This window comes from Mesorhizobium sp. B2-4-7 (assembly GCF_006442685.1).
In the GTDB taxonomy this organism is placed as follows: Bacteria; Pseudomonadota; Alphaproteobacteria; order Rhizobiales; family Rhizobiaceae; genus Mesorhizobium.
Genome location: NZ_VFVH01000001.1, coordinates 947026 through 961069, shown reverse-complemented (window position 1 = coordinate 961069; position 14044 = coordinate 947026). Strand labels below are relative to the sequence as shown.

General features: G+C 64.5%; 15 protein-coding genes. 12 read left to right on the top strand and 3 right to left on the bottom strand.

All coding sequences use genetic code 11. The features are described from left to right. Nucleotides 1-64: 64 nt before the first annotated feature. The gene (locus FJ946_RS04780) at nucleotides 65-739 is read right to left on the bottom strand and encodes a GntR family transcriptional regulator (protein ID WP_140497544.1); all 675 of its coding nucleotides are present in this window, start codon (nucleotides 737-739) and stop codon (nucleotides 65-67) included. 314 nt (nucleotides 740-1053) lie between these two features. Between FJ946_RS04780 and FJ946_RS04775 the strand changes: the two genes are divergently transcribed. The 8 genes from FJ946_RS04775 to FJ946_RS04735 all read left to right on the top strand — a co-directional run bounded on the left by FJ946_RS04775 (nucleotide 1054) and on the right by FJ946_RS04735 (nucleotide 8802). Then, nucleotides 1054-2553, top strand: a complete 1500-nt coding sequence (locus tag FJ946_RS04775) for a sugar ABC transporter ATP-binding protein (protein ID WP_140555628.1) — start codon at nucleotides 1054-1056, stop codon at nucleotides 2551-2553. After that, on the top strand, nucleotides 2550-3548 hold the full coding sequence (locus FJ946_RS04770; RefSeq protein ID WP_224681912.1) for an ABC transporter permease: 999 nt from the start codon (nucleotides 2550-2552) through the stop codon (nucleotides 3546-3548). The genes FJ946_RS04775 and FJ946_RS04770 overlap by 4 nt, the downstream gene beginning before the upstream one ends. Then, a complete protein-coding gene (locus FJ946_RS04765; RefSeq protein WP_140564464.1) occupies nucleotides 3548-4543 on the top strand; it encodes an ABC transporter permease in 996 nt (331 codons plus the stop codon). Before FJ946_RS04770 ends, FJ946_RS04765 begins: the two co-directional genes overlap by 1 nt. Nucleotides 4544-4557: 14 nt before the next feature. Then, nucleotides 4558-5496: a sugar ABC transporter substrate-binding protein gene (locus FJ946_RS04760; protein WP_140564391.1), complete on the top strand. Its 939-nt coding sequence runs from the start codon at nucleotides 4558-4560 to the stop codon at nucleotides 5494-5496. A gap of 163 nt (nucleotides 5497-5659) precedes the next feature. Continuing rightward, a complete protein-coding gene (locus FJ946_RS04755) occupies nucleotides 5660-5875 on the top strand; it encodes a KTSC domain-containing protein (protein ID WP_140514471.1) in 216 nt (71 codons plus the stop codon). A 133-nt stretch (nucleotides 5876-6008) separates the two neighbouring features. Next, complete coding sequence (locus FJ946_RS04750; RefSeq protein ID WP_140514473.1) at nucleotides 6009-6689, top strand: aspartyl/asparaginyl beta-hydroxylase domain-containing protein; 681 nt, start codon at nucleotides 6009-6011, stop codon at nucleotides 6687-6689. A 400-nt stretch (nucleotides 6690-7089) separates the two neighbouring features. Beyond that, nucleotides 7090-7770: a GntR family transcriptional regulator gene (locus FJ946_RS04740; RefSeq protein ID WP_224680229.1), complete on the top strand. Its 681-nt coding sequence runs from the start codon at nucleotides 7090-7092 to the stop codon at nucleotides 7768-7770. A gap of 198 nt (nucleotides 7771-7968) precedes the next feature. Next, the gene (locus FJ946_RS04735) at nucleotides 7969-8802 is read left to right on the top strand and encodes an SDR family oxidoreductase (RefSeq protein WP_224519090.1); all 834 of its coding nucleotides are present in this window, start codon (nucleotides 7969-7971) and stop codon (nucleotides 8800-8802) included. A gap of 6 nt (nucleotides 8803-8808) precedes the next feature. On the opposite strand, the gene FJ946_RS04730 is transcribed toward FJ946_RS04735, so the two are convergent. Both FJ946_RS04730 and FJ946_RS04725 read right to left on the bottom strand, forming a co-directional pair. Further along, nucleotides 8809-9684 (bottom strand): SMP-30/gluconolactonase/LRE family protein, encoded by an 876-nt coding sequence (locus FJ946_RS04730; RefSeq protein ID WP_140514479.1) that lies wholly within the window; start codon nucleotides 9682-9684, stop codon nucleotides 8809-8811. Next, nucleotides 9681-10340 (bottom strand): GntR family transcriptional regulator, encoded by a 660-nt coding sequence (locus FJ946_RS04725; protein ID WP_140497561.1) that lies wholly within the window; start codon nucleotides 10338-10340, stop codon nucleotides 9681-9683. Before FJ946_RS04725 ends, FJ946_RS04730 begins: the two co-directional genes overlap by 4 nt. Before the next feature lie 141 nt (nucleotides 10341-10481). Here FJ946_RS04725 and FJ946_RS04720 point away from each other — a divergent pair, with 141 nt between their 5' ends. From FJ946_RS04720 to FJ946_RS04705, 4 genes are read left to right on the top strand one after another with little or no spacing between them, the layout of a single operon-like run. Next, nucleotides 10482-11678 (top strand): UxaA family hydrolase, encoded by a 1197-nt coding sequence (locus FJ946_RS04720; protein ID WP_140564390.1) that lies wholly within the window; start codon nucleotides 10482-10484, stop codon nucleotides 11676-11678. 35 nt (nucleotides 11679-11713) lie between these two features. Beyond that, nucleotides 11714-12484: an ABC transporter permease gene (locus FJ946_RS04715; RefSeq protein WP_140564389.1), complete on the top strand. Its 771-nt coding sequence runs from the start codon at nucleotides 11714-11716 to the stop codon at nucleotides 12482-12484. After that, complete coding sequence (locus FJ946_RS04710) at nucleotides 12481-13233, top strand: ABC transporter permease (RefSeq protein WP_140564388.1); 753 nt, start codon at nucleotides 12481-12483, stop codon at nucleotides 13231-13233. Before FJ946_RS04715 ends, FJ946_RS04710 begins: the two co-directional genes overlap by 4 nt. Beyond that, a complete protein-coding gene (locus FJ946_RS04705) occupies nucleotides 13230-14036 on the top strand; it encodes an ABC transporter ATP-binding protein (RefSeq protein ID WP_140547458.1) in 807 nt (268 codons plus the stop codon). Before FJ946_RS04710 ends, FJ946_RS04705 begins: the two co-directional genes overlap by 4 nt. The last annotated feature ends 8 nt before the right edge of the window (nucleotides 14037-14044 follow it).

The following is a 14044-nucleotide window of genomic DNA, read 5'->3' as shown; positions in this document are numbered from 1 at the left end:
CGGTCGGATGCCAGGTTCGGGACCTCAAACCTGCGCCGCCCGTCTCAGCGCTCAGTCGAGGTCGTCAGTCGAGAAGCTCGGCGGCGACTTCGAGCGTGTTGCGAAATGACGTCTCGAGGTGATGCTCCATTGCCTGTGCGGCGCCCTCGGCGTCGTGACGCTTCAGCGCGTCCAGAATGGCCTCGTGCTGCTCGATCGTCTGCTCGCCATAGCCGGGCTTCGGAATGGCGAGATAGCGGCCGCGATCCATCTGCGCCTTTGAGATGTCGACGGCGCGCCAAATCATCGGCAAGCCGCATATTTCAGCAATGGTGCGGTGAAAGACGTCGTCGAGCTGAATCGCTGTGGCGTACCTGCCGCGCGCAATGGCGAGCTTATGCGCGGCCATGTTGTCTTCCAGCAATTCACAGGCAGCCGGCGTCAGCTTGGCGGCGGCGCGCCTGGCGCTCTCCATCTCCAATGCACGCCGGATGACATAGGCTTCCTCGAGGTCGGCCCGGCTGATGGGAGCAACGTAGGTGCCGGTCTGCGCCAGGATCTTGACGAGCCCTTCGTCGCTGATGCGTTTGACCGCTTCGCGCACGGGCGTGCGCGAGACGCCCAGCGCTTCGGCAATTGCGATCTCATTGATGACCTCACCCGGTTTCAGCCGTCCGACGACGATCATGTTGCGGATCTTGTTGTAGATCTGGTCGCGCAGCGGGAGGGCTCGATTGAGGGTCGAAGGATCTAGATCCATGGAAAATCCCATCGTTCGTCCACCTGAAATGGCAAAATTATTCGAATGTCAAACGGAATGCACCTGCTTGCGACGCGGGGTTCGTTGCGATCCGACGCCAGTGACGGGAGCGGTCAGATCCAGCTTGCCAGAACTATTATATTAGTGCAATAGTGCCGCCCGTTGCGTGATTTTCAGCCTATGGTGAAGTGCCTGGTGCGGATGCGCTGAAAGGGGCCTTCGGGCCGGCTCGAGGTGGGCCGAACCGTGCCTGGAAATGCATTATACTAACATAACGCTGCCAGCCGCGTGCTACCAGGGAGGACCAAGCCTAGATGAGTGCCGCCGCCGATTGTGCCCTGGACATGAGAGGCATCTCCAAGACTTTTCCCGGCGTGAAGGCCCTGTCGAACGTCAATTTCGCCGTCCGGTTCGGCACCGTCCATGCGGTCGTTGGCGAGAATGGCGCCGGCAAGTCGACGCTGATGAAGGTGCTCAACGGATCCTACGCTCCGACCGCCGGCACGATCCTCGTCGGCGGCGCCGAAGTGCGCATGCGGCGTCCCGCCGACGCCCAGGCGCTCGGCATCCGCATGGTGCACCAGGAGATCAATCTTGTTCCCGACCTGACCGTCGCGGAGAACGTCTATCTCGGCCGCATGCCCGGCAAATGGAGCTGGCTGCACAAGGGCGAAATGGTCAGGAAGGCCGCCGCCGTCCTCGACGAGCTGGGCGCGGCCATCAACCCGCGCGCGCGGCTCGGCGACCTGTCGATCAGCCAGCAGCAACTGGTCGAGATCGCCAAGGCCTATGCGGCGCAGCCCAGGATCATCGTGCTGGACGAGCCGACATCGAGCCTGAGCGAGCACGAAACCGCGGCGCTGTTCCGGATCCTTCGCAAGATGCGCGATGACGGCATCGCCATCGTCTACATCAGCCATAGGCTGAGGGAGGTTCTCGAGATCGCCGACGAGGTGACCGTGCTGCGCGACGGCTCAATGATCGAGACCCGTCCGATCGACGGCATAACCGCGGCCGAGATGATCAGGCTGATGGTTGGCCGCGAGGTCGCCAACGTGTTCCCGAAAAGCCCGGCCGCGATCGGCAAGTCCGTGCTGCGTGTCGAACGCATCGGCGACGGGGCGCATTTCAGTGATGTCAGCTTCGATGTGCGCGCTGGGGAGATACTGGGCTTGACCGGACTGGTCGGGGCGGGTCGCACCGAGGTAGCACGCGCCATCTTCGGCCTGTCGCGGCTGGTGGAGGGAACGGTCAGCGTCTACGGGCGCAAGGTCGCCATCAACTCTCCTTCCGAGGCGGTGCGAGCCGGGATCGCCTACGTCCCCGAGGACCGCAAGGGCGACGGCATCATTCCGGGCATGTCGGTCCGCGAGAACATCAGCCTGTCGATATTGCGGCGTCTGACCAGCTTCGGCCGTATCAGGCGCAGCGCCGACCGTTCGCTGGCGACGACCTATGTGAAGCAGTTTTCCATTTCGCCGCCCGACGGGGAGCGGCGCATCAACCTGTTGTCGGGAGGCAACCAGCAGAAGGCGGTCATCGCCAAATGGCTCGCGGCCAAGCCCTCCGTGCTCATTCTCGACGAGCCGACGCGCGGCGTCGACGTCGGCGCCAAGGCCGAGATCCACAGCATCATCGGCCGGCTTGTCGCCGACGGCATGGCGGTGGTGATGATCTCGTCGGAACTGCCCGAAATCCTCGGCGTCTGCGATCGCGTCGTTGTGATGCGCGACGGCCGCGCATCGGAGGCGCTCGCCCGCGCCGAACTGAGCGAGGAGCGCATCATGGCGCTGGCGACGGGGGAGGCTGCATGACTGATGCGGCCATGGAGACCAGCGGGGCGAACCGCAATGACCGCTTCACGCGCGGCAGCAGGCTTGCCGATGTCCTGTCCAAGGCGGGGCTTGGCTTCGCTATCCTTGCAGTGGTGCTCTACGGCTCATTCGTCAGCCCCGCCTTCTTCACCACAGGCAATCTGCTCAACGTCCTGACCTCGATGTCCATTGTCGGCATCGTCGTCGTCGGCATGACTTTCGTGCTTGTGGCAGGCGGCTTGGCGGACCTGTCGGTGCCGGCCACCATCGCCTGCGGGGCCATCCTCTCGCTCGGGCTGCAGCCAATGATCGGGCCGGTTCCTGCCTTCGTCCTGGCGGTGGCGCTTGCGGGCCTTATCGGCCTGCTCAACGGCGTGCTGGTCGGCTATGTCGGTATCAATCCCATCATCGCCACGCTCGGCATCGGCACCATCGGGCTGGGCATCGTGCAGGCGGCCGTCGGCGGCGTCATCGTCTATGGCAACAATCCCGCTTCGGCCGAATTCGCCAAGGGCCGGCTCTTCGGCGTCCCGGTCGTGGTGCTGATTTTCCTGCTGATCGCCCTCATAGGCCATATCGTCCTCTCGCGCTCCTTCTGGGGCAGGTGGACGCTCGCCACGGGCGGCAATTACAGCGCCGCCGAGGCGAGCGCGGTGCCGGTGGAGGCGGTGAAGGCCGGTGCGTTCGTGATCACGGCGTTGGCTTCGGGCGTCAGCGGCGGCCTGCTGGGCCTGACCTTGCAAAGCGCGCGGCCGCTGATCGGCGCCGGCTACGAGTTCAGCGCCATCACCGCGGTCGTGGTCGGCGGCGTGTCGATCATCGGCGGTTTCGGCTCGGTGCCGAGGGCGATCGCGGGCCTGATCTTCGTGCAGCTTCTGACCAACGTCATGGTGCTCGACGGCGTGCGCACGCCGATCCAGGGTTTTGTCCTCGGCATCCTGATCGTCGGCGCCGTCGGCATGGACGCGGCATTGCGCAAGAGGGGGGTGGCGTGATGAGGTTCCTGGCGCTTGCCTCGCGGCACAGGGTGATGATCATCCTCGGCCTGACGCTGATCATTTCCGCCCTGGCGGTTCCGGGTTATTTCTCCGCATCGACCCTCGGACTCGGCCTCGACCGGGCGGCGACGATCGGCCTGATCGCCATTGGACTTACGGTGCTTCTGGTCGCCGGCCAGATCGACCTCTCCGGCGGCGCGGTGTTCGCGCTGGCGGGAATCATGTCGGTCATCCTGCAGCGCGAGATCGGCATCCTGCCTGCCGCACTTGTCGGTATCCTGGTCGGCATGCTGGCAGGCGCCATCAACGGCGCGCTGGTCGTCGGGCTGAAGGTGAACTCGCTGGTGCTGACGCTGGCGACGATGCTGATCTTCCGCTCGCTCGCGCATTGGATCACCAACAGCCAGCCGGTGACCGGCACCGACATCATGCTTTCACTGGCGTTCGCCAAGATCCATCTCGAAATCTTCACCATCCGCAGTGCGCTGTTCATCGTTCTGATCGTGCTGCTGCATGTCTGGCTGACGCGTACAATACCGGGCCGAAATGTCTTTGCGGTGGGGTCCAATCCGTCGGCAGCCAAGGAGAGCGGCATCGCCTCCGATCGCATCGTTTTTCTGGGCTTCGTCTTCGCCGGCACGCTCGCCGGTCTCGCAGGCGTTCTCCAGAGTCTCGTCACCAGCACCGGTTCGCCCGTCTTCGGCTCGGAACTGACAGTCGCCGTCATTGCCGCGGTCGTGGTCGGCGGAACCCGCCTCGAAGGCGGCAAGGGATCCGCGCTCGGCACGCTTGGCGGCGTGCTGACGATCGGCTCGCTGACCATCGCGATGGAGTTCCAATCCGTTCCCGCATACGTCCAGCAGGTCGTGTCGGGGCTTATCCTGATCCTGCTCGTCGTGCTCGATCGGGCCGTGACTACCAAGGGGAGGGCGCCGGGCACAGGCCCCGCGCTCATTCGCGACAATCCAATCACTCAAGGAGGAAATACATGATCGGGAGGAAACCTATGATTGGCAAGAAAAGCATGCTCCACATTACCGCCATGGCGGTAATACTGGCCTCGACAGGCTGGGCCAGTGCAAAGACGGTCTGCTACGTCACGGCCGCGGATTCGCATGCCTATGCGACGCCGGCCAACAAGGCGCTCCAGGCGCGCGCCGGCGAACTCGGCATCGAGATCCTGAGCCTCAGCCAGGATTTCGACGTCCAGAAGGGCACCGAGCAGCTCAACACCTGCGTCGCGCGCAAGGTTGACGGCATCATCCTGTGGCCGCTCGACCCGCAGGCCTACATACCGGGCCTGGCCCGCGCACAACAGGCGAACATTCCCGCGATCCTTATCAACTCGCCGATGAGCGACGATGCCAAGCCGTTCATCAAGTCGTTCACCGGGCCCGACGTTTACGAGGAAGGCAAGCTTGCGGCCGACTCGCTCAGCAAGGCGCTTGGCGGCAAGGGTTCCGTCGTCATCATCGCCGGCCAGGCCGGCAACGGCACGACGATCGGCCGCGTCGGCGGCTTCACCGATCGTCTCAAGGAAACCAGCGCCGACATCAAGGTGCTCGATACGGTCAATGCCGATTTCGACCAGCAGAAGGCGCTGGTGGTCAGCCGCGACCTGATCACCCGTTTCGGCGACCAGATCAGCGGCGTCTACGCCAATGACGACACCATGGCGCGCGGCTTCATCGACGCCTGGAAGGAGGCCAATCCGGCCAAGGCGGCACCGCCGATCGTCGGCATCAACGGCCAGAAGGATGCGTTCGAATCGATCCGCACCAACGAAATGTACTCCACCATCGTGCAGTCGCCGGTTGAGGACGGCCGCCTGGCGATCAACACCGTGGCGGAGATCATGGACGGCAAGGAGGTCAAGGACCGTTTGCCGATCCCGCTGACGGTCGTCACCAAGGACAATGTCAACGCGGTCGAGCCGGCGTTCTGATCCCTTGGGGCCGGCTCGGCAGAACCGGGCCGGCTCCTTCGTCTTCTGGCGCGGACGGACGATCCGGCTGCGCTGCTCACTATAGGAAGGCCTGCCAGCCAAGGCTGCCCGGCACAGTTGGAACTTCCGTTTGCGCCCCGGATTATCCATCCGGGAGAACGCAATGCCTTCTACGGCCATCCGCAGCACACAGTACGATCCCACCACCAGGGCGCTTTCGGTCTGGTTCGTACCGAGCGGAAACCGCTACGACTACGAAGACGTGGAGCCCGAGACCTACGCTGCCTTCAAAGCCGCCTCTTCCAAGGGGCGCTTCTTCAATGAATTCATACGGGATCGCTACAGGTTTCGTCTGGTCGAACGCGCCCCTGAACGCTGACGAACGCCAGCAACAAGGCGCGGGATCGCGGGACTGTTCGTCGGTCACGAATTCGTGCTGACAGGCATACGCCGAACAAGATCAGCAACTTAATTGCCGGATATTCGTTTCATGATGTCCTCGAGGCCATGAAATGTCTCAAGTTTACGATCTTGCATCCGGTCTGGTGCGGCGGATCTACGAAAAGCGCATCGACGCGCCGGCGATCCTCGATACCGCCAGCGAATTTCCAAACGCCACCAAGTTCACGGCCGCCTGGCAGGCCATCCGCGACGAAGCGCTTGCCGTGGGCAAGGCGCCCCGCTTCCACGACATCATGCCTGAACAGGCCGACATCTCGGCCAATGACGGTCGCGACTGGCGTATGTTCGTGCTCAAGGCCTACGATGTCGCGGTTCCGCAAAACCTCGCGCGAATGCCGGTCCTCGACCGGCTGCTTGCAGAATGCCCTGAGGTGAAGTCGGCGGCGATCTCTTTCCTGGCTCCGGGCAAGCACATTCCCAGCCACCGCGGCCCTTTCAGGGGCATAATGAGGTTCCATCTCGGCTTGGTGATCCCTCGACAGGCAGATGGTCGTCCGGCGACGGTCATGATGATCAATCATCAGGAGAGGCGGATCGCCGACGGCGAGTGTCTGTTGTGGGACGACACCTTCCCTCACGAAGTGACAAACAACGCCGACAAGCCTCGCGTGGCCCTGCTTTTGGATATCTGGCGTCCCCGAATGCCGCCCGACATGGAAATCCTGTCACGCCTGATCGTCCACGGCGTGCAGGCAGGCATGCGCCGCAGAGGCGTGTCCTTTTCTGCGTGAGAGGAAGGCCCGAGCGCCTTGGCGCGTCAGTCGCGTGGGCCCGCCACCATCCGTGCGATCCGTGTCATGTCCGTGCTCATTTCGCGGTCATCGTCAAGCGGGCTGACAAGGGAGCGCACGGCGGCGAAGGTTCGCTGCGGCCCGTCGCCCATGCTGTCGACTACACCGCGCAATTCCACCCCGTAGCCGTAAAGATAAGTTCCATCGCAACGAGATAACGCAGCCGCTCGACGATTTCGGCTGTCTTGGCCATTCCCGTTCCGAAGGTTTCGCCGCGGCGATCTCGCGTCCATGCCGGGCGCATCGCCGCCGGCGTGCAACTCTTCTCGTACACATGGATACCTATATCCGAGAATGAAGCTTTCCCCTAAGCTGACGATACGTGAAATGGGAGCATGGATTGCGCGGATTTGGCGAAGGCTTGATCGAGAGGCCGCAAACGGTTGCCGAGCAGGTCGCCAATGTCTTGCGCGAGGCCATTGCCAGCGGGACCCTGAAGGCCGGCACGACGTTGCGCCAGGATGATCTGGCCGAGCAGTTTGGCTTCAGCCGGATGCCGATCCGGGACGCGCTTCGTCAGCTCGAGGCCGAAGGCATCGTGTCCATCCACCCGACAAAGGGTGCGCACGTCGCCAGAATGGACGGCGACGAGATCCGAGAGATCTATGCCGTGCGCGAACTGCTCGAGTGCGAGGCACTGCGGCTCTCCATTCCCGGCCTGCCCGGCGGCAAGCTGGACGAGGCCGAACAGGTGCTCGATCAGATCGATGCCGAGCGCAATGTCGGCAGGTGGGGCGTGCTGAACCGGGCCTTTCATCTGGCGCTTTATGACGCCTGCGGCAATCGCCGTTTGCTCGGCCTGATCGAGGCGCACCATAATGCGGCCGACCGCTACGTCCGTATCCTGTTGTCGAACCTCGACTACCGCGCCCGCTCGCAGACGGAGCATCGCGACCTCTTGGCCGCTTGCCGGCGACGCGACGCCGGCAAGGCCGTTAGCGTTTTGACGCAGCATCTGCGCCAAGGCAGCGAGACACTGGTCAACGCCATAGAAGGCGACGGTCTGTCGCGAAAATCTTAGAATCTTTGTCCAATTCCGATGGGCGCGCGTGACGGGCTGTACGCCTTCGTCTAGCCGCTGCCGCCAGGGACGCTGCTTTTCAGCTTGCCTGATTTGATCAAATGGAAGAATTGGTTCTGGATTTCTCCCTGAAAATGCGTTTTGAAGAGCACTCCAAAGAAAAAGTGTGATCAAATTGGAAAGGCTGGGCTATTGACGGTGCAAAAGGAAGAGATCGACATCCAGAATGCGCTGGCTCTTGCCGAGCGCTTCACGATGGCTGGCCGGCGCGCCTTGGTGACCGGCGGCAGCGTCAGCATCGGCCGTGAGATCGTGCGGGTTTTTGCCGAGGCGGGCGCCGATGTGGCCGTCCATTTCGCTCGCGACGCCGACGTGGCATTCGGGCAGCCGGATGCGGCCGCCGAAGCTGTCCGTGAAATTCGCGGGAAGGGCAGGCGCGGCGTCGCCATCGATGCTGATTTCGCTCGGGCCGGAGAGGCGGCTCGCTGTGTCCAGGCGGCGATCGAGGCGTTGGGTGGTGTCGACGTGCTTGTCGTCTGCGCCTCGATCCAGTACCGCACGCCTTTCCTCGATCTACCCGCCGAGCAGATCGAGCACCAGATCCAGATCAACTTCAAGGCGACGATCGAATTGCTGCAGGCCGCCTTGCCCGGCATGAAGGACAATGGCTGGGGCCGTGTGCTGACGATCGGCAGCATCAACCAGACGCGGCCCGAATCCGATCTCGCCGTCTATGCCGCGCTGAAGAGCGCGCAGCACAATCTGTCATTCAACCTTGCCAAGGATTATGCGCCACACGGGGTGACGATCAACAACCTGTCGCCCGGGCTTGTCGTTACCGAGCGCAATCGCTGGCGCCGCGAGGACGCGGCCAAATGGGCGGAGATCCAGAAGGGGTCCGCGCCGATGCAGCGGGCCGGCGAGGCGCGCGAGATGGCGGGAGCGGCGTTGCTGCTTTGCTCCGACGCCGGCAGCTTCATCACCGGGGCGGACCTGCAGGCGACGGGTGGCCGCCATCTCGGCTGGCAATAGCCGAGATTAACCGGCAAAAGCCGGCTCCGGCAGTCCCGCCACGCCGACGTCGAGTGCAAGCAGGCAACCCGCCAGGGGCTCGTTGGCCAGTTGATCCTCCGTCAGCTTCTGCGTTGCGGTCGTCACGTACAGTGTCTTCAGGCCTGGACCGCCGAAGGCGCAGGAGGTCGGCTGAGTGACTGGCAGAGGGACCAGCCTGTCGAGCCGGCCATCGGGCGCGAACCGCGCCAGCGAGCCGCCTTGGTAGCGCGCATTCCAGAGGAAGCCGTCCGCATCGACGGTGGCGCCGTCGGGCTTTCCAGGCGCCGCGTGCCGGTCGGCGAACAGAGACCACGGCCCCACAAATCCGCTCGCCGGGTCGAAATCCGCCCGCTCTATGTCGCCTTGCCGCGTATCCGTGAAGTAGACGGTACGGCCATCCGGGGCAAAGGCGATCGCATTGGGCACGGCGATCCCGTCGCGGATCCGGCTCGAACTTCCGGCGGCGTCGATCCGGTAAAGCGCCCCGGACGCATGCAGCCCATAGTCCCACATGCTGCCGCAGATTATGCCGCCGCCGGGATCGCACTTCATGTCGTTCAGCCGATGCTCGGGCGGCCCATCCTCCACGCGCGCCAGCAGGCTCAGTGCGCCGCTGGCGGGATCAAATGCGTGGAGACCTTGCCGCAAGGCCACGACGACACCGCCCGATGCTCGTGGAACCACCGAGCCGATGACCTCAGGCATCGGCCACGATGTCACCGCTCCTGTCTCGGGCCGCAGCCTGTGCAGGCAAGGACGCCGCAGATCGACCCAGAACAGCTCTCCGCCCCGCGCCAGCCATGTCGGCGATTCGCCCAGCGTGTCGCCCGTCGACGCCGCGACCTCGAACCCGGCCGTCATTGCCGGCCGATATCGGGTTTGGGATCGACGGCGATGCGCGCCAGGAGGTCGTGTTTGGCCTTTTCGATATGCGCGCCCATCAAGGTCGCCGCCGAGCCGGCATCCTGGCGCTCTATGGCCCGGATGATATGGCGATGATCGTCGATGACGCCATGGAAGCGCCCCTCGTCATAGCCGTAGCGTTGCCAGATCGCCGCCACCAGCAGCCAGTTGCGATCCACCATCGACAGCGCGCCCGGATTGCCCGCCGCCTCGTTGATGACGCCGTGAAAGATGTTGTTGGCATGTGGGACGGCAAGGAAGTCGTCGCTGGCCACTCTTTGCTCAAGCATGTCCTGCGCGGCCTTCAGATCGCGCAGGTGCTCGGCGGTGCGCCTTTCGCTGGCGCGCCGCGCCAGCATCGTTTCGACGGCGCTGCGGATATCGAACAGGTCGATCACAAACGACATGTGGACCGTCCTGACACTGGCGCCGCGATTGGGTTCCAGCACGACCAGTCCCGTGCCGCTCAAGGCGCGCAAGGCCTCGCGGACCGGCATGTGGCTTACGCCATAACGGCCGGCGAGATCGTCGATCCTCAGCCTTGCCCCGAATGGAATGGCTCCGGAAACGATGTCGTCACGAAGAAGCTTCTGAACGTCGGGAATACGCGCCATGCATCCAAGCCTACCCTGATTTGAGCAAATATTGCTCGCACGGCGATCGAAAGAAGTCAATTTTGCCCTTGCCAAGGCGACATTTGATCAAATATTGAGATTTGAAGAGATTGCCACGCTCGCGACGGTTTGGAAACGCCAATGCCACTGCCTGCCTCCGGTGCCGACAAAATCGACGGCCTGCCGCCATTCAGTGGCTACAGGCGGGTCGATGGCCGCGCCGGAATCCGCAATTATGTGCTGATCCTGTGCATCAATGGTTTGGCGCTGCGTGTCAGCGAGCGAATTGCGGCGGGTCTCGAAGGCGCGCTTCTGGCCGCGACGAGCGCGGGCAGGGGGCACATCGAGCCGGACCTCGGCCTGCACCTTGATCAACTTGTCGGTCTCGGCCGCAATCCGAACGCCGCCGCCGTTCTGGTGGTCGGAGTGGATTCGGCGACGACCGAGATGGTCGCGGCCCGCATTTCGGCTTGCGGCAAGCCGGTCGCCAGCGTTTCCTTCGCCGAGCAGCATGAGGACATGCTGTCGGTCATGGGCGAGGGCATCAGGCGCGGCGCGGCGTTGCTGCGCGAGGCTTCGCGGATCCGGCGCGAGAACTTGCCCGGCGCGCAGCTGGTGGTCGGCATCGAATGCGGCCATTCCGACGCGACGTCGGGTCTGGTCAGCAATCCGGTCGTGGGGGCCGCGGTCGATCTTCTGGTTTCGCATGGCGGCACCGTCATTGTCGGTGAGACCGTCGAGTGGCTGGGGGCAGAACATATACTCGCGGCGCGCGCTCGCGATGCAACGGTGGCACGACAGATCCTGCAGGCCGTGGAGCGCAAGGAAGGCTTCGCCGCCGCTTCCGGCCACAGCCTGACCGGCAACAATCCGGGCGAGGAGAATATACGCGGCGGGTTGAGCACGATCGAGGAGAAGTCGCTCGGCGCCCTGGCCAAGACGGGAACTTGCCGCATCGACGGCGTGCTCGGCATGGCCGAACCGGTCACCGCCGGCGGCCTTTACCTCATGGACGGCCCGTCCTTCTCGCCGGAATCGATGACAGGCTTCGCCGCGGCCGGTGCCCAGATCATGCTGTTCACAACCGGACCAGGCAACAGCACCGCGAGCGCGCTCGCGCCGACGATCAAGATCACGGCGCGGCGCGAGACGGCTCGCCGGCTGCCTGAGCAGATCGATTTCGACGCCAGCCCGGTTTCGGAGGGGACCGAAACCGTCGCCGAAGCGGCGAACCGGCTGCTGGCGACCATCCTCGATGTCGCTGGCGGCACCCTCACCTTCGGCGAGATTTTGGGGGAAGGGCTCGAAGTTCCGACCCGCGTGCGGGGCTCGTTGTGACGGCTATCCCCTCGAACGATGCCGGCCAAAGGACAATGCGCTTTGCGCGCCTGACCAGCCTGTTCGTGTATTTGCGCACGATGGGCCTGTTCGTCCTTGCCTGGTATGTCGGCTCGTTGTTCGTGCCTTCGAAGCTGCTCTTGCCGTCGCCGGTCGCGGTTGCGCTTGCGCTACGCGATACGGCCCTCAACGGCGAACTGCTCGGCAATGCAGGGATCAGTCTGGCCCGTCTGCTGGTAAGCGTCGCGGCTGCCGCGGCGGTGGCGGTGCCGCTCGGGCTGCTGATGGGCCGCAGCCGGCTCTGGAACGATCTGCTCGAACTGCCGGTGGAGATCCTGCGGCCGATAGCCGGCATCGCATGGATACCGCTTGCGCTCTACATGTTCGGCATCGGCCATCGGCTGCCGCTGTTCATCATGTTCTATACCGCCTTCTTCCCGCTGCTGATCGGCACCGCCGCGGGCGCCGCCGCCGTCGACAGGCGGCTCGTCGCGGCGGCCAGCACGATGGGCCTGTCTGGGCGGGCGATCATGCGGCGCGTCATCGTTCCGGCGGCGCTGCCGGCGATCCTGGTCTCGGCACGGCTTGCGGTGGCGGCCTCGTGGACCGCCGTCGTCGCTGCCGAACTGGTAGGAGCGCCGAACGGCCTCGGCTACGCCATCGAATACTACCGCAGCATGCTGTCGACGCCGACGGTGATGGCTTTCATCGTCGCCATCGGCCTGCTCGGCTTCCTGACGGACAAGGGGTTGCGCTGGCTCTCTGATGTCTTGACTCCGTGGGCGCGGACGGAGGTGGCGCGATGAACAGGTTTGTGCTTCGCCTCATCGTTCCCGTGCTGCTGCTGGTCGTCTGGGAAGCTCTCGCGTCCGGCTCCGCCCAGGCGCCACGCCCCAGCACGGTGGCCGAAACGGCCATTTCTATGCTGCGCGACGGCGATCTGGCGGCCGGTCTCGCCACCAGCCTGGGACGGGTCTTCGCCGGCTTCGCGGCGGCCGCCCTGCTGGCGATCCCGCTTGGCATCGTTATGGGCAGCATGCCGGCCGTCGAGCGCAATCTCGATCCGCTGGTCGAGACCTTCCGGCCGATAGCGGCACTTGCCATCCTGCCCCTGGTTATCCTCTGGCTGGGCTCGGGTTCCGGGGCAGCGGTCGCCATCGTTGCCTATGCCGCCTTCTTCCCGATCCTGATCAACACCATCTCGGGCGTGAAGCGCATCGAGCCCAGTCTGATGCGCGCCGCGCTGACCATGGGGCTGGCGCCGCTGACGCGGATGCGGGTGGTGCTGCTGCCTGCCGCCTTGCCATCCATTCTGGTCGGCATGCGCATCGGCCTCGGCATCGCCTGGACGGCGATCATTGCCGCCGAGCTCGCGGTCGGCGCCAAGTCCGGCAGCAGCGGCGGCATCGGCCAGATGATGTTCGTCTTCTACGCCTACTCGATCAATCTCAACGGCATGGTGGTCTGCATGATCGCGGTCGGCATCGTGGCCTTCGCGCTCGACCGCATCCTGCGTGCCGCACTCGCCTTCGCCGTGCCGTGGAGCCAGCCGTGAGCGATGCCAAGATCCGCCTCGACGGCGTCAGCAAATCCTTCGGGGAATCTGCCTCCGTGGTGGCGGTCGACAGCCTGTCGCTGGACATCAAGGCCGGCGAGTTCATGGCTATCGTCGGCCCGTCCGGATGCGGCAAGACGACCGTTCTCAACATGCTCGCCGGCCTCGACAGGCCGACGTCGGGTACGATGAGCCTGAACGGCAGGCCGATCGAAGGACCGGGGGCCGAACGCGGCGTGATGTTCCAGGACTATGCCCTGTTTCCCTGGCGCACCGTGCGCGGCAATGTCGAGTTCGGATTGATCTATGGGCCAGCCGGGCGAGGGCTTTCGCCCGCGCAGCGCGCCGACCGCGTCAACCGCACCGTCGAAATGGTCGGCCTGACCGGCTCCGAGGACAAGTACCCGCACCAGCTATCGGGCGGCATGCGCCAGCGCGTGGCACTGGCGCGCCTGATGGCGAACGAGCCGGAAATCCTGCTGATGGACGAGCCGCTAGCGGCGCTGGACGCGCAGACCCGCGTCATCCTGCAAGACGAATTGCTGCGCATCTGGGGGCAGGACCGCCCCGCTGCCGAGCGGCGGACGGTCGTCTTCATCACGCACGCCATAGACGAGGCGGTGTTCCTGGCCGACCGGGTCGCGGTGCTAAGCAGCCATCCGGGCCGCCTGAAGCAGGTCATCGACATCGACCTGCCCAGGCCGCGCGGCGACGAGACGCGGCGCTCCGGCGATTTCGCCAGGCTCAGCCAATCGATCTGGGAACTGATCCGCGAAGAGGCTTACCGCGCAACGATGAACTGAAACGACAA

Bases quoted from the DNA above. Each gene is read 5' to 3' on its own strand.
- FJ946_RS04770 (WP_224681912.1), top strand. From the start codon at position 2,550: ATGACTGATGCGGCCATGGAGACCAGCGGGGCGAACCGCAATGACCGC.
- FJ946_RS04760 (WP_140564391.1), top strand. From the start codon at position 4,558: ATGATTGGCAAGAAAAGCATGCTCCACATTACCGCCATGGCGGTAATA.
- FJ946_RS04775 (WP_140555628.1), top strand. From the start codon at position 1,054: ATGAGTGCCGCCGCCGATTGTGCCCTGGACATGAGAGGCATCTCCAAG.
- FJ946_RS04765 (WP_140564464.1), top strand. From the start codon at position 3,548: ATGAGGTTCCTGGCGCTTGCCTCGCGGCACAGGGTGATGATCATCCTC.
- FJ946_RS04755 (WP_140514471.1), top strand. From the start codon at position 5,660: ATGCCTTCTACGGCCATCCGCAGCACACAGTACGATCCCACCACCAGG.
- FJ946_RS04720 (WP_140564390.1), top strand. From the start codon at position 10,482: ATGCCACTGCCTGCCTCCGGTGCCGACAAAATCGACGGCCTGCCGCCA.
- FJ946_RS04730 (WP_140514479.1), bottom strand. From the start codon at position 9,684: ATGACGGCCGGGTTCGAGGTCGCGGCGTCGACGGGCGACACGCTGGGC.
- FJ946_RS04750 (WP_140514473.1), top strand. From the start codon at position 6,009: ATGTCTCAAGTTTACGATCTTGCATCCGGTCTGGTGCGGCGGATCTAC.
- FJ946_RS04710 (WP_140564388.1), top strand. From the start codon at position 12,481: ATGAACAGGTTTGTGCTTCGCCTCATCGTTCCCGTGCTGCTGCTGGTC.
- FJ946_RS04715 (WP_140564389.1), top strand. From the start codon at position 11,714: ATGCGCTTTGCGCGCCTGACCAGCCTGTTCGTGTATTTGCGCACGATG.
- FJ946_RS04780 (WP_140497544.1), bottom strand. From the start codon at position 739: ATGGATCTAGATCCTTCGACCCTCAATCGAGCCCTCCCGCTGCGCGAC.
- FJ946_RS04725 (WP_140497561.1), bottom strand. From the start codon at position 10,340: ATGGCGCGTATTCCCGACGTTCAGAAGCTTCTTCGTGACGACATCGTT.